Consider the following 19,954-nt stretch of genomic DNA (forward strand, 5'->3'; position numbering starts at 1 on the left):
CACTTCGCAATGACGGCATCATCGCCCGCCCCCAGCCGCCGCGAGGCACCCGACCGTAACCTCGCACTCGAGCTGGTCCGAGTCACCGAGGCAGGCGCGATGGCAGCGGGCCGCTGGGTCGGCCGCGGAGACAAGGAAGGTGGCGACGGCGCGGCCGTCGACGCCATGCGCCAGCTCGTCAGCTCCGTCTCCATGAAGGGCGTCGTCGTCATCGGCGAAGGCGAGAAGGACGAAGCGCCGATGCTGTACAACGGCGAGGCGGTCGGTGACGGCACCGGTCCCGACGTCGACTTCGCCGTCGACCCGATCGACGGCACCACGCTGATGTCGAAGGGCTCCCCCGGCGCCATCTCGGTGCTCGCAGTCGCCGAGCGCGGCGCGATGTTCGACCCGTCGGCCGTGTTCTACATGCACAAGATCGCCGTCGGCCCCGACGCCGCCGGTTCGATCGACATCACCGCCCCGATCGGCGAGAACATCCGCCGCGTCGCCAAGGCCAAGCGGTCCTCGGTCTCCGACCTCACGGTCTGCATCCTGGACCGCCCCCGCCACGCCGAGATCATCCAGCAGACCCGCGACGCGGGCGCCCGCATCCGGCTCATCTCCGACGGTGACGTCGCCGGCGCCATCGCGGCCGCGCGCCCCGAGTCCGGCGTCGACATCCTGGTCGGCATCGGCGGCACCCCCGAGGGCATCATCGCCGCCGCCGCGCTGCGCTGCCTCGGCGGTGAACTCCAGGGCATGCTCGCCCCCAAGGACGACGAGGAGCGCCAGAAGGCCATCGACGCGGGCCACGACCTGGACCGCGTCCTGTCCACCACCGACCTGGTCGCGGGCGAGAACGTCTTCTTCTGCGCCACCGGCGTCACCGACGGCGATCTCCTGCGCGGCGTCCGCTACTTCGGCGGCGGCGCCTCCACCCAGTCGATCGTGATGCGCTCCAAGTCCGGCACCGTCCGCATGATCGACGCTTACCACCGCCTCACCAAGCTCCGCGAATACTCCTCCGTCGACTTCGACGGCGACGACAGCGCCAACCCGCCCCTCCCGTGATGTGACGGGCCGCGCACCCCGGTGCGCGGCCCCGTCCTTGATCGGTCCCTGCACGGTTCACTACGGTGGCTCGCAGGGGTACCAGGGGATGGGGGAACCGACATGAGTGTCATCGACGTGGATTCGGGGCGATTACGCTCGGAGATCGCCGCGTTCTACGCCGGTTTCGGGGCACCGGCCGAGCTGACGGCAGCCTTCGAATCCTCGGCCCTGCTCGTGCCGTTGATCGGCCCCGACGATCGGGTCTACACACTCGAATCCGGTGGGTTGCAGTGGTTGTGCGCCTTCACCGGCGTCGCCGAATACGCGCATTTCCTGACGACTCGCGGCGTCCTCGCCGAGCAGGAATACCGATTCCATACTTTCCTCGGCAGCCGCCTGCGTGATTTCGCCGCAGCTCGAACGGCCCCGAACGGCGTCGCGATCGACATGCTCTCCGCGGCACCCATGGTCTTCCCGCCGCCGGCATCCGAAGAATCGACGACCCAGCACGGGCACGGCTGATGTCGGACCTGAATGTCGACCCGGCCCTGTTGAACCAGGCCGCGGCCGGCATCACGAGCATCATCAGCGAGCTCTCGGAACTGGGCGTCGGCGAGACCGGCGCGGTCGGCCGAGGATTCTCGCAGTTGACGATGTCGGCCATGGAAGCGGGAAAAGCGAACGTGCAGGCCACGTTCGAGACCTTCACCGAGCGCTGGTCGTGGGGCGTCCGCGCGCTGGTGCAATCCGGCAACGCGATCGCCGAGGTGCTCGACCTGTCCGCGGGCCGCTACTACCTGATGGACCAGCAGGCCTCGAACACGCTCAAAGAGATGTTCACCCACCTCGCCGGTAATCCACACCTCACCGATGAGGAGATCGACAAGAAGTCCTGGGACCAGGTCCTCAGCGAGAACACCTGGAACCTCGCCGCCGATCCCAACTACAGCGGAGCCTCGTTCTCCGAAGCGTTTTCCCACATGGGTGACAACGTATCGACATTGGGCCAGGTCGGGCAGTATCTGGCGACCAATCCGGACAAGGCGTACTCCCTCGACACGGGCGTGGCGGCCGAGGTCACCCAGATCAACGAAGACAGGCAGAAGGCCGGGGGGCAGTAGTTCATGGGTATCGGCGATTTCCTCAACGACCTCGGTGACAAGATCGAAGACGGGCTGGAAACCGCGACCGAGAAGGTCGGTCAGGCCTACAACACCGTCCTCGATGCCGAGTCCAAGGTCGCGAAAGCCGTTGGCGCCGATGGGTTGTCGAACTTCCTCGACGACTTGGGCGACAAGATCGTCGATGCGACCGGCGGGGCGGTACCCGAGAAGGAACTCGGCGAGACCACCGATCCCAAGGAGCTGATCCGCGGTGACGTAGCCAAGATCAACGAGGTCGCCGAGCATCTTGGCACCATCGGCACCGCGATCGATCAGACCGGCGACGCGCTGCGCAAGATCGATGTCGCCGACTGGTCGGGTTCGGCGGCCTCCGCCTTCCACGACGAATACTCCAAGCAGCCCAAGTTGTGGTGGGACGGCGCGGACGCGATGGGCAAGGCCAAGACCGCGTTGGCCGCCTGGTCGGCCGAGGTCACCGCCGCGCAAGCCAAAGCCTCCGACGCCATCGCGAAGTGGGAAGCCGCCGACCGCGAGGAACGCGACCGCAAGAACGAGTGGAACGCGAAATCCGACGAGGACCGCAAGGGCAAGAACCTCACCGACACCTGGACCGATCTCCGCAACGAGGCCCGCGCGATCCTGACCGGCGCCCGCACCCAACGCGACAACGCCGCGAACACCGCCGTGACCGCGATCGCCGCGGCGACCGAGACCGCGCCCACCGAACCACCATTCCTGTCCCGCTGGGGCAGCAATTTCGAGGACCTCGGCGCGGCACTGGACCAGGCGAAACTGAACTTCTCGTCCGGCCTGCTGACCTCACTGACCGGCATGGTCCAGTTCGTGCGATCGATCTCACCGATCGACGCCTACAACGTCACCCATCCCGCCGAGTACCTGTCGAAGATGTCGGACCTGGGCACCGGCATGGTGCTGGCCGCCGCCGACCCCAAAGCGACCGCCTCGGCCATGCTGTCCGGGTTCAAGACCAACCCGTCCGAAGCGCTGGGCGCACTGACCGGTGACGCGCTGATGACCGTCGCGACGGGTGGTGCCGGCGGTGCCGCCAAAGCCGGCGCGAGTGTGGTCGACAAGGCTTCCGAGGCCGCGCGCCTCGGCAATGCGGGCCGCAATGTCATCGACGACACCGCCGGTGCTGCTTCCCGAAACGCGCCGCACAACGTTCCCGAGTCACCCAAGACCCAGCCCGCGGCCCATGCCCCCGAGAACCCCGCGGCTCCGGCGAACGACGCCCCGGCGGCGAACCCCGGCCCGGAAGCACCGACCAACCCCGCCGGGCACGGCGGTGACCCGGATGTGCCTGCACGAGACGGCGACCCGGCCGGCCCTGCCAGTCCCGAATCACCGGACAACCTGCGCGCCGACGATCCGGATTCCCCGAAACTCGACGACAGCGCGCCCGTCCCCCGCGACGGCTCACCCGAGTCACCCGCGACGTCGCCGGATAACCCGGGAGCTGGGACGAACCCCGACGCGCCGCCCGTGCGCGAGGATGGCACTCCGCACAACGGCGATGCGGACAACGGTCCCAAGCCCGATTCGGATTCGCCGGGAGCGACATCCCCGGATCCCGACAACGCGCCTCCGCCCGCAAACCCCGACAACGCGGCCCCCTACCCCGACGACGCAGGAAATCGTCCGGGTGACACCGACGGCGATACCCAGCCCGGTGCGCACAATGGTCCCGACGGCGGCGCCCCGCACAATTCCGACACCCTGATCGACCGGGACGGCAATGACCGAGGCGGAGAGGGAAAGCCGAGTGTGGGCGACGACGCCCAGACCGACGGACCCGCGAAGACCGCCACCGACGACCAGACACCGAAGGCCGGCGACCCGGTCAAGATCGCCACCGGCGATTTCCTCCTCCCCTTGACCGACATCGATCTCCCCGGTGTTCTGCGGCTGGCCCTCAAACGAGCACACCACTCCAACTACCGGTTCGGCCGCTGGTTCGGCCCTTCGTGGTCCGCCACTCTGGACATGCGCGTCGTCGTCGACGACGACTGCGTGACGGTCGTCTTCGAAGACGGCATGCTGCTCGCCTATCCGCACGCGGAAGTCGGCGTCGGGGTCGAACCGATCACCGGTGGACAGCGCTGGAAACTCACCCGCACCGACACCGGCGGGTACCGGCTCTGGGATCCGGATCGCGAACTGGTCTGGCATTTCGCCCCCGAACCCACGCTCGACGGTCTCGATACGCTGCTCGGCAATTTCGCCATCTCCGCGATCACCGACCGTCACCACAACCGGATCCGCTTCCACTACAACGACAATGGCGAGCCGGTCGAGGTCACCCACTCCGGCGGCTATCGCGTCGCCCTCGACTCCGCCGATGGCAGGGTCACCGCGATGTCCGTCGTCGGCGAGCTCGACGGCGTCGAAAGCTCGACTCTGGTCCGCGAATTCGCGTACGACAACGGCGACCTGACCACCGTCACCAACGGCATCGGTGGCGTCACCCGCTTCGACTACGACGACGAGCACCGCATGCTGTCGTGGACCGATTCCAACGGCAGTTGGGTCACCAACACCTACGACGAATTCGGTCGGGTGGTCTCCCAGCGCGGCACCAACGGAGTCTTCGACGCCGAATACGAGTACCTGGAATTCGGCAACGGCACCGGCCGTCTGACCCGCATGACCGACTCCCGAGGCGCGGTCACGGGCTACGGATTCGACCGCGACCTCCGGCTGCGCGATCTCCGCGCACCAGACGGCGGCCACCGGCACATCGACTACAACGCGGCCCGAAAGCCGCTCTCGGTGACCGAACCGGACGGCGCGACAACCACTTACAACTACACTTCCGACGGCGATGTAGCGGCCATCATTCGCCCCGACGGCCGCCAGATCACCATCGAGTACGCCTATCCCAACCGCCCGTCGACCATCACCAACGCCGACGGCACGACACAGCACCGCGAGTGGGACAAGGCAGGCAACCTCGTCGCGGTCATCGACCCCGCCGGCGCGCGAACCGAGTACCGCCACCACGAAGGCGGCGCGGTCGCCGAAATCCGCGACCCCGACGGTGCCCGCACCCAGATCGACGTCGACCCCGCTGGCCTGCCGATCAAGGTGACCGACCCCTACGGCGCATCCACCGAAATCCACCGCGACGCCTTCGGCCGCCCCATCCAGGTCACCGACCAGCTCGGCGCCGTCACCCGCTACGAATGGACACCCGAGGGCCGGCCCGCCCGCCGCATCGACCCCGACGGCTACTCCGAATCCTGGACCTACGACGGAGAGAACAACCTCCTCACCCACACCAACCGAGCCGGCCACGTCACGTCATACACCTACGGCGGCTTCGACAAGGTAGCCACCCGCACCGACCCCGACGGCTCGGTCCACCGCTACCTCTACAACACCGAACGAGCCCTCACCGCCGTCATCAACCCCCTCGGCCAACGCTGGACCTACGAGTACGACCTCGCCGGCCGCCTCGAAGCCGAAACCGACTACACCGGCGCCACCACCCGCTACACGTACACCCCCACGGGCCGGGTCGCGACGGTCACCCCGGCCACCGGCGTCACCCGCCACCACACCTACGACAACCTCGGCAACCTCCTCGACATCACCGCCGACACCGGCGAATACATCCGCAACACCTACGACCCCGCGGGCCGCGTCCTCACCGCCGTCAACGGCACCGCCGAAGCCATCACCCACACCCTCCGCTTCACCTACACCCCCACCGGCCAGGTCGCGACCGAACAACTAGACGACCAGCCCCCGATGCGCAACGACTACGACCACCGCAGCCGCCGCATCCGCCGAACCACCCCCAGCGGCGCCGTCACCACCTGGAACCACGACACCCTCAACCGCGTCGCCAGCCTCGACGCCGACGGCGAACGCATCACCTTCAGCTACGACCCGACCAGCCGCCTCACCGGCTGGCGGATCGGCGAAGTACAGGTCGACCGCACCTTCACCCCCACCAACCACCTCGCCACCCAAACCGTCACCGGCTTCCCCTCCATGGGCCTGAACCTCGACCTCGGCAACACACCCCCACGACCAGACCCCTTCGTCATCCGCCACGACGAATACGCCTACCGCACCGACGGCTTCCTCACCACCCAAATGACCGCAACTCCCGACACCCCTCCAACTCGCTGTCGCTACGACCTCGACCTAATCGGCCGAGTCACCACTATCACCGAGAACGGCGCCATCTCCGAGGCCTATACCTACGACTCCCACTCCAACATCACCTCTGCTCTCACCTCACCCTCACCCAACGGCCCTGCCACCACCGACCGCCGCGAATATCGCAACAACCTCCTTGTGCGCGACGGCCGAAACCACTACTACTACGACTCCTCTGGTCGGCTCATCCGCAAAGTCTCCACCGGACTCTCCCGACAACCGGAGGTATGGCACTATCGCTACAATGCGTTCGACCAGCTGACCGACATCTACACGCCGCAGCAGCAGTGGTGGGAATACAGTTACGATCCCGCGGGTCGTAGAGTGTGGAAACTTCGCCGAATATCGCCATCCAAGACGGAAGAGAAAACTACCTTCACATGGGATGGAACTACCCTTGTCGAATCGATTAATCGCGAAAATCATCGACTTTGGCACTACCATTCGAACTCCCACTCGCCAATAATACAGACAGATAAGCGAGCCGAATCGAAGCAATCCTCCCTTACTGTATGTCAACCAAACGGATCACCCGTTGAATTGATCAACCACCACACCGGCGAGTCAATTGCAACGACGAAGTTAAAACTCTGGGGCGAACGACAGCTTCTCAACGATCGGGAAACACCGCTCGGTTTCGCTGGACAGTACTTCGACCACGAAACAGGCTTCTACCAAAATCACTATCGATACTACGATCCAGGAACAGGTCGATTTACCTGCGGAGACCCACTCGGGCTCGCTCCCGATACGAATAGCTATTCATATCCACGAAATCCGACTCGTTGGGTCGATCCATTGGGCCTCACTCCCTACGACCCAGCGACACCGAGACCCGGAGAAGCTGTCGTCCACCTGGACACCGATAACAAACACGCCCTGATCTCCGTGACCGACAGCGACGGCACGCTTCTTCGCACCGAGCAGTGGGGTGGCGTGAGAAATCCCGACAACGGAGTTGGCGAGTTTGACATCAACAGCTTGGGTTCCTCCATCCACCTCAGATTCGAGCTCGATAGCCCGAGCGGCGCCATGGCATACGCCGAAACGATGATGACGCGAAGCGTAGGAAAAGGCACGTATCCACCATATGACTTAGACTATCAGAGCTGCGTCACCTACTGCGCAAATGTTCTCCGCGCAGGTGGATTGAGCATTCCCGACGGAATGAACACACTAAAGCTCACAGAGTGGTTTTGGGCCAATTCTAAGTAGCCGATCACGCAGATACAACTAAGTTTTGCAGCACGACGCAAACTTCACCGACGAAGAGGAGTAAGAATGAGCGAAGGACCGGGTTACAGGCATCCAGTCGGAGCCGAGCTCAACGGGAAAGTGGAATCACTCACAGACATGAAGGCCATCATCGACCTAAATCCCGACGGAGCCGGCGAGATTCGACCCCCATACCTGGACACTTTCTCGTCGCAACCTGGTGAAGAGATTGCAGTAATCGTCACAGGATTCCACACCGCTACCAACCGATACGCGGTCCGCCCCAAAGGTGACATACCGATAGAAACTCGAGTCGAGCTCATGCGAGAGCATACAGACTCCGTTACTTCCATGATCGGAGATGGCGCTTCTTTGAGTCGCATCATCGACACGGTTTCAAAAGATGTTCCATTCTCATTGAATATTCGGTTCCTCAGGATACTTCTGTCGGGCGCGGCGTCAATCGACGCTTGGGATATCGGTACACTCACAATGGGGTTCGACAGCAACCAAGCACTCTCCCATTCCGTGATAGACGAGCTGGAAAAACGATGGTCGAATCTAATTGGCGATCAGACCACTAGATAGCAGAAACATCTAATGCACAGTCGATCTCACAGAGTGAAGCGGGTCTTCACCGAACGCCTCTATGACGTGACCATGGGGGGAGGAGCATGCAGACCCTCCACCGCACAGGCAGAACTCTTACGACCGATACGGGTCCACCAGACTGATCGGGGTTCGGGCCGTCTCCAGTACGTTCTGCGGAAAGCTTTCCCCTGCAATGTAATAGCGTGCCCTCGTACGCCCGACTGGCTGCAAGATGCCGCGCTGCGCCAATGCCTTCAGATCTCGCTGGGCCTGCTGCACGCTCAGCCCTTCGCTCAGTCCGTACCGCGACCTGCGAACTCGGCCTGCCATCGCCACATCATGGAGCGCGGACAGGGTCCGTTCGTCGAGTCCGGTTTTCGCCGCGAACTCCGACGATTGTTCCCACACCCTCCCTGATCGCTCGAACCTCGCGTGCACGGTTTGTGCCTGCTGGTGATAGGCGAGCAGATTGAAGGTGATCCATTCGGAGACGTCCTGATCCGGTCGGTAGCGCGCCCCGCGGCGGTCCAGCACCTGGTAGTACTCCCAGGTGTTTCCCGGGCGGCCGAGCCACGCCTCGATCGACGAGAATTCCGGCGCAAGTACACCTTCCCGTGCGATCAGCAAGGTTTGCAGGGACCGCGACATCCGGCCGTTGCCGTCACACCAGGGGTGAATCGATACCAGGTTGAGGTGCGCCATGGCGGCGCGCACGAGGGCGTGCGTGTCGTCAGGGCTGTTCAGCCACGCCACCAGTTCATCCGCAAGAGCAGGTACCTCGACGGCATCGGGAGCGGTGTAAGCCGCGATACCGGGGTCCCGCGCGTCGGTGACATAGACCGGACCGGAACGCCACTGACCGGCGGGCTTGCGTGAAGTGTGCCGGTGGCCCTGCAGGATCCAGTGCAGTGCGTTCAGCTGCCCCTTACTGAAACGGAAGTCCGGGGCATCATGCAGCGTTTGCAGGTAGGTCATCATCCGCTGGTAAGCGAGCGTCTCCTCGCGATTCTCGTCGGACACATCGACGTCCTGCTCACCGGCCATCAGGTCCTCGACGTCTACGGTGGAGACCTTGAATCCCTCGATCGAGTTCGATGCCGCCACCGCGTCAGCGGTGAGGAATTTCCGCAGCCCGCCGGTCCACTTCGCCGGAACGGCCTGCACCTGGTGCCGCAGTCGTTCCCGCATGCTGTCGACCTCGGCCAGCACCTTCTTGTCCTGGTCGTTCAGCTGCGGCGTGGGGAACAACATCACTCAATGATGCATTGACGCGATCATTACGTCAAAGCTGGCCATGTACCGAGCTGCAATGCGCGGCCGATCTCGCGCCTGGACCAGCATCGCCCACCGGATATTCCGCACAGGTGTGTGGGATTTTCCGCTGGTGTGCCGACACCATTCGCACTGATCTCGTCCTAGGGTCGAGGCATGGCTGATGACGACGTGCAGTACCGCATCGAGCACGACACGATGGGTGAGGTTCGGGTTCCGGTCGACGCGCTGTGGCGGGCGCAGACGCAGCGGGCCGTGGAGAACTTCCCGATCAGTGGGCGAGGGTTGGAGCGGGCGCAGATCCGGGCGCTGGGGCTGTTGAAGGCCGCTTGTGCGCAGGTCAACAAGGATCTGGGGTTGCTGGATCCGGGGAAGGCGGAGGCGATCATCGCGGCGGCGAACGAGATCGCCGCGGGGCGCCACGATGATCAGTTCCCGATCGATGTGTTCCAGACGGGGTCGGGGACCAGTTCCAATATGAACGCCAACGAGGTGATCGCCTCGATCGCGGCGCGCAACGGGGTGACCGTGCATCCCAACGACGACGTGAACATGTCGCAGTCGTCCAACGACACCTTCCCCACCGCCACGCATCTGGCCGCCACCGAGGCCGTCATCACCGATCTCGTGCCCGCGCTGGAGCATCTGCGGCTGGCGCTGCTGGACAAGTCGGATCAGTGGCGCACGGTGGTGAAGTCGGGCCGCACGCATCTGATGGACGCGGTGCCGGTGACGCTGGGGCAGGAGTTCGGCGGGTACACCCGGCAGATCGAGGCGGGGATCGAGCGGGCGCTGGCCACACTGCCACGGCTGGGCGAATTGCCGATCGGCGGTACCGCGGTCGGCACCGGGCTCAACGCGCCCGCCGGTTTCGGCACGAAGGTGGTCGCGGAACTGGCGCGCGCCACCGGGATCGACGCGCTGCGCGAGGCCAAGGACCACTTCGAGGCGCAGGCCGCGCGCGACGGGCTGGTCGAGGCCTCCGGTGCGCTGCGCACCATCGCGGTCAGCCTGACCAAGATCGCCAACGACATCCGCTGGATGGGGTCGGGTCCGCTGACCGGGCTCGGCGAACTCCAGCTGCCGGACCTGCAGCCGGGTAGCTCGATCATGCCCGGCAAGGTGAATCCCGTGCTGCCCGAAGCGGTGACGCAGGTCGCGGTGCAGGTCGTCGGCAACGATGCCGCCATCGCCTTCGGCGGCGCGAGCGGCGCCTTCGAGCTCAATGTCTACATCCCGGTGATGGCGCGCAACCTGCTGGAGTCGATTCGCCTGCTGGCCAACGTCTCTCGGTTGTTCGCCGACAAGTGCGTCGCCGGCCTGGTCGCGAACGAGGAGCACCTGCGCACCCTGGCCGAATCGTCCCCGTCGATCGTCACCCCGCTCAACTCGGCCATCGGCTACGAGGAGGCCGCCGCCGTCGCCAAACAGGCGCTGCGCGAGAAGAAGACGATCCGCCAGACCGTCATCGACCGCGGCCTGACGCCGGACAAGCTCTCGGTCGAGGAACTCGACAGCAAGCTCGACGTGCTGGCGATGGCCAACGTGGATCGCGACTCCTGACACGGCGAAGGGCCGTCACCTCGTCGAGGTGACGGCCCTTCGTCCGAAAGATCAGGCCAGGTGCGCCAGTTCGGCGCGGGCCTTCTCGCCTTCTTCGCTCAAGTCGGTGCGGGTGAAGATGCTCCAGCGCTGCAGCAGCGGCTTGAACACCAGCTCGCCTTCCTTGGCGGGATCGTAGATGCCCGCTTCGGCCAGCGCTTCGTCGCTGGAACCGCCGCCGGGCAGGTCGACGTGCGGGACCCGGAAGGCGGCGACCTGGTCGGCGATCGCGCGCACGCCCTGGTCGGGGACCAGGTCGAGGGCGGCGCCGACGAGGACGGCGAAGAACTCGGCCTGCAGTTCGTCGTCGGCGGCCAGCTTCTCGGCCAGCGCGGTGACGATCGGGTTCTCGCCGAGCGCGGCGGTGTTGCGGTGCCGGACGGCGGCGGCGAGCTCTTCGAACGCGCAGGTGGCCAGCACCTCGATCAGGTGCAGCGGCGGGCGGTTGAAGCCCTCGGTCATGTGCGCCATGCGGGCCCGCTCGAGCGCGACCGGGTCCACCGCGCGAGTCACCATCAGGTAGTTGCGGATCAGGATCTCGTGGCGGTTCTCCTCGGCCGTCCACCGGCCGACCCAGCGCCACCACGGACCGGTGCGCAGATGCTTGCCGAGCTCCCGGTGGTAGGACGGCAGGTTGTCGGCGACCAGGACGCTCACCGTCAGCGCGAGCTTGGCGGTGTCGCTCAGCTCGGACTGCTCGGGGGTCCAGTCGGTGCCGCCGAGGAAGGCGAAGTTGCGGCCGTCCGCCCAGGGCACCATGTCGTGCGGCTGCCAGCCCTCGGCCGCCTCGATGTGCCGCGCCAGGTTGGTTTCCACCACGTCCGCGAGCGAATCCAGCAGCTCACGGTCGGTCAAAGTTTTCTGCACCCCGACAACATAGTGGTTCGGCCGTCGGCGCGGGGACCTACGGGGCGATCGGGTCCCCACGCCGGGCCGGACGCACGAGCTACTTCTTGGTCACCGTGGTCTCACCGTTGACCCAGACGATGGTGCCACCGGTGAACTCGCTCTGCTTGCCGCCGTTGGCGGTGTTGGTCTCGTCGGTGGTCGGGTAGCCGAGCGGACCGTTGGCGCCGCCCTCGTCCTCCCAGGTCTCCCGGATGTCGCCCCAGACGATGTGGGCGCCGGAGTCGCTGCTCCAGTAGATCGTGCCACCGGTGAAGTCCTGGTACTGGCCGCCGTTCGGGCCGCTCTCCTGGGCTTCTTCCGGCATCCCGAGCGGGCTGCTCGCGCCGCCGGCGGCGACGTACTTCTTGTAGACCTCGCCGGAGACGGTGATGTCGCCGTTCGGGGTGGAGATGGTGGTCGAGCCACCGGCAGCCGTCGCGGAGGTGCTGGGCGAGCCCGCCTCGGGCGTCGTGGTCATCCCGCCTTCGCCGGGCGTGGTGGTCATCCCGCCTTCCCCGGCGGTGGTGGTCGTCCCGGCGCCGCCCATGACCGAGGTCACGGTGCCGACGGTGTCGTTGGCCTTGTCCTTGTCGTCGTCGCTGCAACCCGCGGCGAGCAACAGTCCGGCGGCGGCGAGGATCGCGGCGCTTCCGGCGGCAGTACGTCGAGCGAAGTGGTTCATATCCATCCTCTCGCGAGTGGCCCCCCGGGGGCACGCCCCCGGAATGGAGCCTGGCCGACATCCGCAACGGCCCGGCGGAACGTTGTTCGCCGAGCCGTTGCTGGATTGGTGTCGCCGCGGATAATACCCACAGTTCGCCGTAATCAAACGGATTCAGGCCGTGACGCGGCCCGATTGCCGGCGGATCAGGCGTTCGGTCCGTACTCCTCGAGCATCTCGGTCACCAGCGCCGCGATCGGCGAGCGCTCGGAACGGGTGAGCGTGATGTGCGCGAAAAGCGGGTGTCCCTTGAGCTTCTCGATCACCGCGGCGACGCCGTCGTGCCTGCCGACCCGCAGATTGTCGCGCTGGGCGACATCGTGGGTGAGCACGACGCGCGAACCGGTGCCCAGCCGGCTCAGCACCGTCAGCAGCACGTTGCGCTCGAGCGACTGCGCCTCGTCGACGATCACGAAGGAATCGTGCAGCGAGCGCCCCCGGATGTGGGTCAGCGGCAACACTTCGAGCATGTCGCGGCTGAGCACCTCCTCCATCACCTCGCGGCTGGCCAACCCGTCGAGCGTGTCGAAGACGGCCTGAGCCCACGGGCCCATCTTCTCGCTCTCCGAACCGGGCAGGTACCCCAGTTCCTGGCCGCCCACCGCGTACAGCGGCCGGAACACGACCACCTTGCGCTGGGTCCGCCGCTCCAGCACGGCCTCCAGACCGGCGGTCAGCGCCAGCGCCGACTTGCCGGTGCCCGCCCGGCCGCCCATCGACACGATGCCGATGCTCTCGTCGAGCAGCAGATCGAGCGCGATCCGCTGTTCGGCCGAGCGGCCGTGCAGGCCGAACGCCTCTCGCTCACGGACCAGCTGGACCCGCTTGTCGGCGGTGACCCGGCCCAGCGCGCTGGAGCTGCTGCCCAACAGCCGAATCCCGGTGTGGCAGGGCAGTTCCCGCGCCTCGTCCAGGTCGATCACCGAATCGGCGTAGAGCTGGTCGATCTGGGAGCCCGCGACGTCGAGTTCGACCATGCCGCTCCACCCCGAGGTCACCACGTCCTGGGCGTGGTACTCGTCGGCGGACAGGCCGACCGCGCTGGCCTTGACCCGCAGCGGGATGTCCTTGGACACCAGCACCACGTCCTCGCCCTCGGCCGAGAAGTTCAGCGCGCAGGCCAGGATGCGGGAATCGTTGGTTTCCGAACGGAATCCGGCGGGCAACACCGACGGATCGGTGTGGTTGAGCTCCACCTGCAGGGTGCCGCCCTCGGTGCCGATCGGCAGTGCCTGGTCGAGCCTGCCGTGGTTGACCCGCAGGTCGTCGAGCATCCGCAGAGCTTCCCTGGCGAACCAGCCGAGTTCGTGGTGGTGTCGCTTGGCCTCCAATTCACTGATCACGACCAGCGGTAGAACCACCTTGTGTTCGCCGAACCTGGTGACGGCCCAGGGATCCGAGAGCAGAACCGAGGTGTCGACGATGAAAGTCTTGCGACCGGAACGCGAGGGGCGGACCCCCTTCTTCGAGGCCGAGGCCGTGTGCATCGCGGGGGCGGAAACGGAGCGTGCAGCAGTCACGGTGGGCTCCTTATGTGTTCGCACGGCACCCGCGCGAACGATCTCGCTGGACCGGTCCGTCCTGGTAGGCGGTGACGCGCTGGTCAACCGCCACGAGGGCCGGGTGCCGGCCCTCTCGCACTGAGTTGCTCAGTCACGGTCAGGACCTCCCGTACGAGTCACACCGACGCGACCCGCATCACCGACGCTACCGTCCAACTCCCGGCCGCGCTGCCGGACAGCCGGACGTGTCCGTGAATTTGTCGTTAACCGGCACCGACGCGACGGATCCGCGCCAGGTGAGTCGCCGAGCGCTAGAGTCGAGACATGGCCGAAGACCAGGATCTGGAGAAACTGTCGTCGAAGGAACTGCACGATCGCGCGGTGAAGACGGCCGTGCGGCGCGGCGACGTGAAGTTCCTGTGGAACCTGCTCAAGTCGATCCCGGCGGCCCAGGCCGAAGCGGGCGACCTCGGCGAGAGCGAGGCCGACATCAAGTACGTGCTGCCGATGATCGACGACTACATCCACGCGGGCGACGGCAAACTGGCCGACGTTCTGCGCCCGACCTACCTGGACTACCTGAGCAAGCACGGGTAGCCCCGGGTGGGACTCAGCGGCGCAGCACCGCCCGCGCCGCGCCGACGACCGTGCCGCGCAGCACGTTGCCCATGCTGAAGTGGTCGTCCCACAGCACGATCCGGCCCGCGCGCAGTTCGAAGGTGCCGCTCACCCAGAAGCCGATCTTCACCGGTCCCGCGCGCAGGTAGTCGGTGCGGTCGGTGAGCACGATGTCACCGTCCGCGGCAATGTGGTGCATGTCCGCCGAGAACCCCAGCTGCGGCCGGCTCAGGCCACGCAACACCGCGGCGACCCGGTCCTTGCCGCGGACCGACGGCAGGCCGGTGTTCTTCCAGACGATCGCCGGATCGAGCAGCTCGAGCGCCTCGTCGACGGCGTCGAGTTCGAGCGCGCCGAAGAACTCGCGCACGACGGTGACAGCATTGTCCGGCAGTCCCGGTTCGTCGGTCATGAGGCGAGCCTAGGGGGTTCGCGGTTCCCAGACCAGACCCCGGCGCTACCGATCGATCCGCTGCGCGATGAGCACTTCGAGGCCGTCGAGGATGCGGTCGACGCCGTATTCGAAGGCGGCACCGGGCGCGGCCGAGGCACCGGCGCCCGTCGCGACTTCCTCGGCGAAGGCCGTCGTGACGGCGGGGAAGCGATCACCCGCGGCGGACATCATGGCGGTGAACTGGTCGGTGAACCGCTGCGCCGCCTCGCCGCCGACCGATTCGACCAGCTGCGCCAGGCTGCGCGCGTGCCCGTTGAGCAGCACGATGGTGTCGAGCCGCTCGGGGCCGGTCAGCCCGGTGCCGTCGAGGGCGGTGAGCGCGGCCTCGGTCCAGCTCATCTCGTTGGGGCCGATCGGCCGGACACCCAGGGTCAGTTCGATGGCCCAGGGATGGGCGCGGTAGCGCTCGAAGATGGCCTCCACCCAGGCGCGTAAGCCGGTGCGCCAGTGCGCCGGCGCGGCGCCCGGCGCGGGCGGGTCACCCATCGCCGCGTCGAGCATCAGAGCCGTGAGCTGCTCTTTTCCCGGCACGTACCGGTACAGCGACATCTTGGTGAAGCCCAACCGTTCGGCCAGCCGCTGCATCGACAGCGCGGACAGCCCTTCGGCGTCGGCCAGCGCGATCGCCTCGGCGACGATCCCGTCCAGGGTGAGCGCCGGCTTGGGGCCGCGCTTGGGGCGCTGGGCGGTGCCCCACAACAGTTCGACGGTGGTCGGCGGCGGCATCGGTCCATCCTCTCGAGAATTCCGGTTGACGCAGAACTGTGTCTACCATACTCTTATTCGTGTCCATCGGATACAGATTCCGCCGGACACAGATTCCGATCCGAGGAGCAGACCATGCGCAACCAGACCGTTCTCATCTCCGGCGCGAGCATCGCGGGCCCCGCGCTGGCCTACTGGCTGCATCACTACGGCTTCACCGTCACCGTGGTCGAGCGCGCACCCGCGCTGCGTCCCGGCGGCCAGGCCGTCGACTTCAAGGGCACGACGCATCTGGCCGTGCTCGAGCGGATGGGCATCCTCGACGAGGTGCGCGCCCGCCGCACCGGCACCACCGATGTCGCCTTCGTCGACGAGCACGAACGCGAACTGGCCTTCCTGTCCGGCGACTTCACCGGCGGCGACATCGAGATCCTGCGCGGCGACCTGGCCGAGGTCATCTACCGGCGGACCGAGCAGCACTGCGAATACGTCTTCGGCGACACCGTCACCGCGCTCACCGACACCGCCGACGGCGTACGGGTGGAGTTCGAGCACGCGGCGCCGCGCACCTTCGATCTCGTCCTGGGTGCCGACGGAATCCATTCGCGGGTACGGAAATTGGCGTTCGGTCCCGAGGCCGAGTACGTCCGCCATCTCGGCTACTACTACTGCGTGGCGGGGGCGAGTCCGTGGAGTGATGCCGACCGTCCGCGCGAGCGAGCCCGCGGTGTCGCGTACAACTCCCCCGGCAAGCTCGCGATCGACGGCGGCTCCAAGGCCCAGCAGTTGTACATGTTCGCGTCCGCGCCGCTGGCCTACTCCCGCGAGGACACCGCCGCCCAGCGGCGCATCATCGAGCAGACCTACGCCGGCCTCGGCTGGCACGTTCCCCGCATGCTGGCCGAGCTGGCCGACTTCGACGACATCTACCTCGACTCGATCAGCCAGGTGCGGATGAAGGGCGCCTACACACGCGGCCGCGTCGCCCTGGTCGGCGACTCCGCCTACGGCAACACCCTCGGCGGATTCGGCACCGGCCTGGCCGTCGTCGGCGCGTACGTGCTCGCCGGTGAACTGGCCCTCGCCGACGGCGACCATGTCACCGCGTTCGCCGCCTACGACCGAATCATGAAGCGCTACGCCAAGATCGCGGGTAACAGCAATGCCGGGCCGTTCCTCGCCCCGAAGACCGCGCTCGGCATCGGGGTCCGCAACCGGTTCCTCGGTTCACGTGCCTTTTCGCTGATGCTGAAGTACGGCGACAAGGCCGCCAACGACATCGATCTGATCGACTACCCGGCGCGGGTGGCGGTCGCCGAGACGTCCTGAATCCGGCCTTGACTTGGAGTGCACTCCAAGTCCTATCGTCGCTGCTATGAGCATTCGTCTCGGTTACCAGATGCCCAATTTCAGCAACACGTCCTCGGTGCGCGAGCTGTTTCCCACGGTGATCGCGCAGGCCAGAGCGGCGGAAGCGGCCGGCTTCGACGCCGCGTTCGTGATGGACCACTTCTACCAGCTACCCGGCATCGGCGCCCCGGACGAGCCGATGCTGGAGGCCTACACGGCGCTCGGCGCGCTGGCCACCGCGACCGAGCGAATCCAGTTGTCCGCCTTGGTCACCGGCAACACCTACCGCAATCCGGCCCTGCTCGCCAAGACCGTCACCACCCTCGACGTGGTCAGCGGCGGGCGGGCCGTGCTCGGCATCGGCGCTGGCTGGTTCGAGCTCGAACACCAGCAGTACGGCTTCGAGTTCGGCACCTTCACCGAGCGCTTCCAGCGGCTGGAGGAAGCGCTGCGCATCATCGCCCCGATGCTGCACGGACAGCGCCCCACCGTCGACGGCGCCTGGTACCACACCGAGAACGCCATGAACGAGCCGCGCGTGCGCGACGACCTGCCGATCATGCTCGGCGGCGGCGGCGAGAAGAAGACCTTCGCGCTGGCGGCCCGCTTCGCCGACCACCTCAACATCATCAGCAACGCCTCGCTGCTGCCCCAGAAGATCGCCGCCCTGCACCAGCGCTGCGCCGAGGCCGACCGCGACCCGGCCACCCTCGAGACCAGCTTCCTCGCCTTCGTCATCGCCGACGAAGACGGCGACCGCGCCCGCAAACTCCAGTCCGATATGCTCGCCCGCGCCGGCATCGACCTGTCCGCGCTGTCACCCGAGGAAATCCGCAACAGTCCCGCCGACCGCCAATTCGTCGGCACCCCGGACGAAGTCGCCGAACAGATCCAGACCCGTGTCCTCGACCACGGCATCGACGGTGTCATCGTCAACATGATCACCAACGGGCACGAGCCGGGGGTCATCGAAGCGGCGGGCCGGGCGCTGAAGCCCCTGGTCGGCTGAGTTCAGGCCGCGGTGCCGGTGGTTGCCGGCCGGGTGCCCCACCTACCGGCACCACCCGTCTGATCAGTGTCCGGTCTGTGGCGACCCGGCTCCGATGGAACCGAATCGGCCGGAACCGAGGAGCGTAGACGACCGAGTTCCTTATCCTCGGCTTCGACCCGATATCCGGCGATACAGCCCAAGCCGACACCCTCAGTACGAGAGTCAGGGCCGCGACTGACGCCGTCACCGAGGCGAAGTCCCTCCTGACCCGCCTTCGCAACAGCAACGACGAGGTATGGCATGACGGGGTGGGTGACGCCTTCCGCGCCAGCTTCCGCCCCTGGATCTCGCCTCTGCCTGAGCATCACCGCAGCAGGTGAGGACTGTGGTCGGTAGGTGGCACACCGATGTGATTGCCGTCCACTTGCCGACGCCCAGTCCCGGCACAATGCCACTACCGCCCAGGTGTCCTCGGCGACGACCGCCGTCACCAACTGCCAGAGCGCGATCGACGCGACCATGACCTCCGCCAAGCACTTCCAGACTTTTTGCGCCGCCAAGGCGGCTACCGCGGTGGCCGCTACCTTCCGGGCAAGCGCATCTGGGACAAGCCGGGTGACGGGATCGACGAGAACCGCGAAGCAATCCACGAGGTCCTGTCGACCACGGCAACGATCGGCGGCATCCTGACGCTCGTCACTCCGCCTCCGATCAGCGCGATCGCGCTGGGCTCGCTGGCGGCAGGAGCCGATGCCTTGCTCGCGTCTTCCGGCGCCACCACCGGTATGCGCTCAGCGAGGCAGCTCACCGGCGCAAAGGGTAAACCCTTCATGCAGGCGAGTCCGGCCACCGCGCTCGCGATACCGCAGCGAATGACCGGCGCCTCGCACACATCGATCGACGCCTCCACCGGGATCGGGTTTGACAGTGCACGCCACACCGACGGCGGCATCGATTTCGGCAGTACTGCCGGGTGGCTTTCACGAGCTACCGCCTACTCACATTCGTGACTCCGGCGAATCGGCCGAGGTGGCCGACAACTCGCCGAGGCGCCGTAGGCCATCGCGGATATGCTGACCGGGCTGCGCCCCAACAACTCCTGCTACTGCGCCATCGAGCAGCATGCCGCTCTGGGCGGCCTCCGGTGACGTCGTGGCTGCCCCCCCCTGTCGGGGGTCGACCGTGGCCGCACTCGGAATCCCCCGGCTGACTACCGCCGAACTGACCACCGAAAGATCCTCCGACGACCGCGACGCGCATATTGGCATCTCCGAGGACGGCGATCGGATCACGACCGCGGTGTAGTCGACCGCCGATGTGGCCTGCGGGGCCGAGTTTCAGCCGATGATGTCGCACTGACCTCGATGACGTCCGCCTCGGTCGTCGAGCACGAATTCGCCCTCGCGCTATGACCGATTCCGGAGCGGGTCTGCCACGTGCGTGGCGTACGCCCGCGACCCTGTGGACATTGGTATCGACGACGGCGCGCGCATGGCTGTTCGCGCTGCGGGTTCGCCTGCATGCCGCTTCGTCGATTTCGTCGACGTGAGCGATTCGACGACCGGATCCGCTGCTCACACTGCCGACAACCGGGCGATGGTCGCGTTTCTGGCTTTCCTGCCGTTCACGATGACGGTCTGGTCATGCTGCGCACCTCGCTGCGCCGATGGATCGCAGCGCAGAACCGCTGGCAGGTGT

Annotated in this window: 17 protein-coding genes; 11 read left to right on the forward strand and 6 right to left on the reverse strand. The window is 66.4% G+C overall.

Annotation, left to right across the window (positions count from 1 at the left end; all coding sequences use genetic code 11):
• Positions 1-9: 9 nt before the first annotated feature.
• The 5 genes from glpX to Q7X29_RS29475 all read left to right on the forward strand — a co-directional run bounded on the left by glpX (position 10) and on the right by Q7X29_RS29475 (position 8,150).
• Positions 10-1,053 (forward strand): class II fructose-bisphosphatase, encoded by a 1,044-nt coding sequence (glpX, locus tag Q7X29_RS29455; RefSeq protein WP_218719566.1) that lies wholly within the window; start codon positions 10-12, stop codon positions 1,051-1,053.
• Positions 1,054-1,155: 102 nt separating this feature from the next.
• The gene (locus Q7X29_RS29460) at positions 1,156-1,557 is read left to right on the forward strand and encodes a hypothetical protein (RefSeq protein WP_316576000.1); all 402 of its coding nucleotides are present in this window, start codon (positions 1,156-1,158) and stop codon (positions 1,555-1,557) included.
• A complete protein-coding gene (locus Q7X29_RS29465; RefSeq protein WP_316576001.1) occupies positions 1,557-2,156 on the forward strand; it encodes a hypothetical protein in 600 nt (199 codons plus the stop codon). Before Q7X29_RS29460 ends, Q7X29_RS29465 begins: the two co-directional genes overlap by 1 nt.
• 3 nt (positions 2,157-2,159) lie before the next feature.
• Complete coding sequence (locus Q7X29_RS29470) at positions 2,160-7,562, forward strand: putative T7SS-secreted protein (protein WP_394358749.1); 5,403 nt, start codon at positions 2,160-2,162, stop codon at positions 7,560-7,562.
• 66 nt (positions 7,563-7,628) lie between these two features.
• A complete protein-coding gene (locus Q7X29_RS29475; protein WP_218719564.1) occupies positions 7,629-8,150 on the forward strand; it encodes a hypothetical protein in 522 nt (173 codons plus the stop codon).
• A gap of 117 nt (positions 8,151-8,267) precedes the next feature.
• On the opposite strand, the gene Q7X29_RS29480 is transcribed toward Q7X29_RS29475, so the two are convergent.
• A complete protein-coding gene (locus tag Q7X29_RS29480; RefSeq protein ID WP_255588083.1) occupies positions 8,268-9,404 on the reverse strand; it encodes a Fic family protein in 1,137 nt (378 codons plus the stop codon).
• Between the two features lie 177 nt (positions 9,405-9,581).
• Here Q7X29_RS29480 and Q7X29_RS29485 point away from each other — a divergent pair, with 177 nt between their 5' ends.
• On the forward strand, positions 9,582-10,988 hold the full coding sequence (locus Q7X29_RS29485; protein WP_316576003.1) for a class II fumarate hydratase: 1,407 nt from the start codon (positions 9,582-9,584) through the stop codon (positions 10,986-10,988).
• A gap of 51 nt (positions 10,989-11,039) precedes the next feature.
• Here the strand turns inward: Q7X29_RS29485 and Q7X29_RS29490 are convergent, their stop codons facing one another.
• The 3 genes from Q7X29_RS29490 to Q7X29_RS29500 all read right to left on the reverse strand — a co-directional run bounded on the left by Q7X29_RS29490 (position 11,040) and on the right by Q7X29_RS29500 (position 14,156).
• The gene (locus tag Q7X29_RS29490; RefSeq protein ID WP_308248555.1) at positions 11,040-11,894 is read right to left on the reverse strand and encodes an acyl-ACP desaturase; all 855 of its coding nucleotides are present in this window, start codon (positions 11,892-11,894) and stop codon (positions 11,040-11,042) included.
• 79 nt (positions 11,895-11,973) lie between these two features.
• On the reverse strand, positions 11,974-12,597 hold the full coding sequence (locus Q7X29_RS29495) for an LGFP repeat-containing protein (protein WP_316576004.1): 624 nt from the start codon (positions 12,595-12,597) through the stop codon (positions 11,974-11,976).
• 185 nt (positions 12,598-12,782) lie between these two features.
• Positions 12,783-14,156 (reverse strand): PhoH family protein, encoded by a 1,374-nt coding sequence (locus Q7X29_RS29500; RefSeq protein WP_218719561.1) that lies wholly within the window; start codon positions 14,154-14,156, stop codon positions 12,783-12,785.
• A 306-nt stretch (positions 14,157-14,462) separates the two neighbouring features.
• On the opposite strand from Q7X29_RS29500, the gene Q7X29_RS29505 reads away from it, so the two are divergent.
• Entirely contained in the window at positions 14,463-14,735 is a 273-nt protein-coding gene (locus Q7X29_RS29505; protein ID WP_218719560.1) for a hypothetical protein, read from the forward strand.
• 13 nt (positions 14,736-14,748) lie between these two features.
• On the opposite strand, the gene Q7X29_RS29510 is transcribed toward Q7X29_RS29505, so the two are convergent.
• Positions 14,749-15,168 carry a limonene-1,2-epoxide hydrolase family protein gene (locus Q7X29_RS29510; RefSeq protein WP_218719559.1) on the reverse strand — a complete coding sequence of 140 codons (420 nt, stop codon included), beginning with the start codon at positions 15,166-15,168 and terminating at the stop codon, positions 14,749-14,751.
• Between the two features lie 45 nt (positions 15,169-15,213).
• Complete coding sequence (locus Q7X29_RS29515) at positions 15,214-15,936, reverse strand: TetR/AcrR family transcriptional regulator (protein WP_218719558.1); 723 nt, start codon at positions 15,934-15,936, stop codon at positions 15,214-15,216.
• 114 nt (positions 15,937-16,050) lie between these two features.
• Here Q7X29_RS29515 and Q7X29_RS29520 point away from each other — a divergent pair, with 114 nt between their 5' ends.
• From Q7X29_RS29520 to Q7X29_RS29535, 4 genes are all read left to right on the forward strand, one after another.
• Positions 16,051-17,244: an FAD-dependent monooxygenase gene (locus tag Q7X29_RS29520; protein WP_316576005.1), complete on the forward strand. Its 1,194-nt coding sequence runs from the start codon at positions 16,051-16,053 to the stop codon at positions 17,242-17,244.
• A 46-nt stretch (positions 17,245-17,290) separates the two neighbouring features.
• Positions 17,291-18,274 (forward strand): LLM class F420-dependent oxidoreductase, encoded by a 984-nt coding sequence (locus tag Q7X29_RS29525; RefSeq protein ID WP_316576006.1) that lies wholly within the window; start codon positions 17,291-17,293, stop codon positions 18,272-18,274.
• Positions 18,275-18,804: 530 nt separating this feature from the next.
• Positions 18,805-19,266 carry a hypothetical protein gene (locus Q7X29_RS29530; protein ID WP_316576007.1) on the forward strand — a complete coding sequence of 154 codons (462 nt, stop codon included), beginning with the start codon at positions 18,805-18,807 and terminating at the stop codon, positions 19,264-19,266.
• 172 nt (positions 19,267-19,438) lie between these two features.
• Entirely contained in the window at positions 19,439-19,561 is a 123-nt protein-coding gene (locus tag Q7X29_RS29535; protein ID WP_316576008.1) for a hypothetical protein, read from the forward strand.
• Positions 19,562-19,954: the final 393 nt, after the last annotated feature.

This window comes from Nocardia canadensis (assembly GCF_032656385.1).
GTDB classification, from domain to species: Bacteria; Actinomycetota; Actinomycetes; order Mycobacteriales; family Mycobacteriaceae; genus Nocardia; species Nocardia canadensis.

Excerpts from the sequence above, each read along its gene's own strand:
- Q7X29_RS29485 (WP_316576003.1), top strand. The coding sequence starts at position 9,582 with ATGGCTGATGACGACGTGCAGTACCGCATCGAGCACGACACGATGGGT.
- Q7X29_RS29525 (WP_316576006.1), top strand. The coding sequence starts at position 17,291 with ATGAGCATTCGTCTCGGTTACCAGATGCCCAATTTCAGCAACACGTCC.
- Q7X29_RS29515 (WP_218719558.1), bottom strand. The coding sequence starts at position 15,936 with ATGCCGCCGCCGACCACCGTCGAACTGTTGTGGGGCACCGCCCAGCGC.
- glpX (WP_218719566.1), top strand. The coding sequence starts at position 10 with ATGACGGCATCATCGCCCGCCCCCAGCCGCCGCGAGGCACCCGACCGT.
- Q7X29_RS29470 (WP_394358749.1), top strand. The coding sequence starts at position 2,160 with ATGGGTATCGGCGATTTCCTCAACGACCTCGGTGACAAGATCGAAGAC.
- Q7X29_RS29465 (WP_316576001.1), top strand. The coding sequence starts at position 1,557 with ATGTCGGACCTGAATGTCGACCCGGCCCTGTTGAACCAGGCCGCGGCC.
- Q7X29_RS29480 (WP_255588083.1), bottom strand. The coding sequence starts at position 9,404 with ATGTTGTTCCCCACGCCGCAGCTGAACGACCAGGACAAGAAGGTGCTG.
- Q7X29_RS29520 (WP_316576005.1), top strand. The coding sequence starts at position 16,051 with ATGCGCAACCAGACCGTTCTCATCTCCGGCGCGAGCATCGCGGGCCCC.
- Q7X29_RS29460 (WP_316576000.1), top strand. The coding sequence starts at position 1,156 with ATGAGTGTCATCGACGTGGATTCGGGGCGATTACGCTCGGAGATCGCC.
- Q7X29_RS29495 (WP_316576004.1), bottom strand. The coding sequence starts at position 12,597 with ATGAACCACTTCGCTCGACGTACTGCCGCCGGAAGCGCCGCGATCCTC.
- Q7X29_RS29475 (WP_218719564.1), top strand. The coding sequence starts at position 7,629 with ATGAGCGAAGGACCGGGTTACAGGCATCCAGTCGGAGCCGAGCTCAAC.
- Q7X29_RS29510 (WP_218719559.1), bottom strand. The coding sequence starts at position 15,168 with ATGACCGACGAACCGGGACTGCCGGACAATGCTGTCACCGTCGTGCGC.
- Q7X29_RS29505 (WP_218719560.1), top strand. The coding sequence starts at position 14,463 with ATGGCCGAAGACCAGGATCTGGAGAAACTGTCGTCGAAGGAACTGCAC.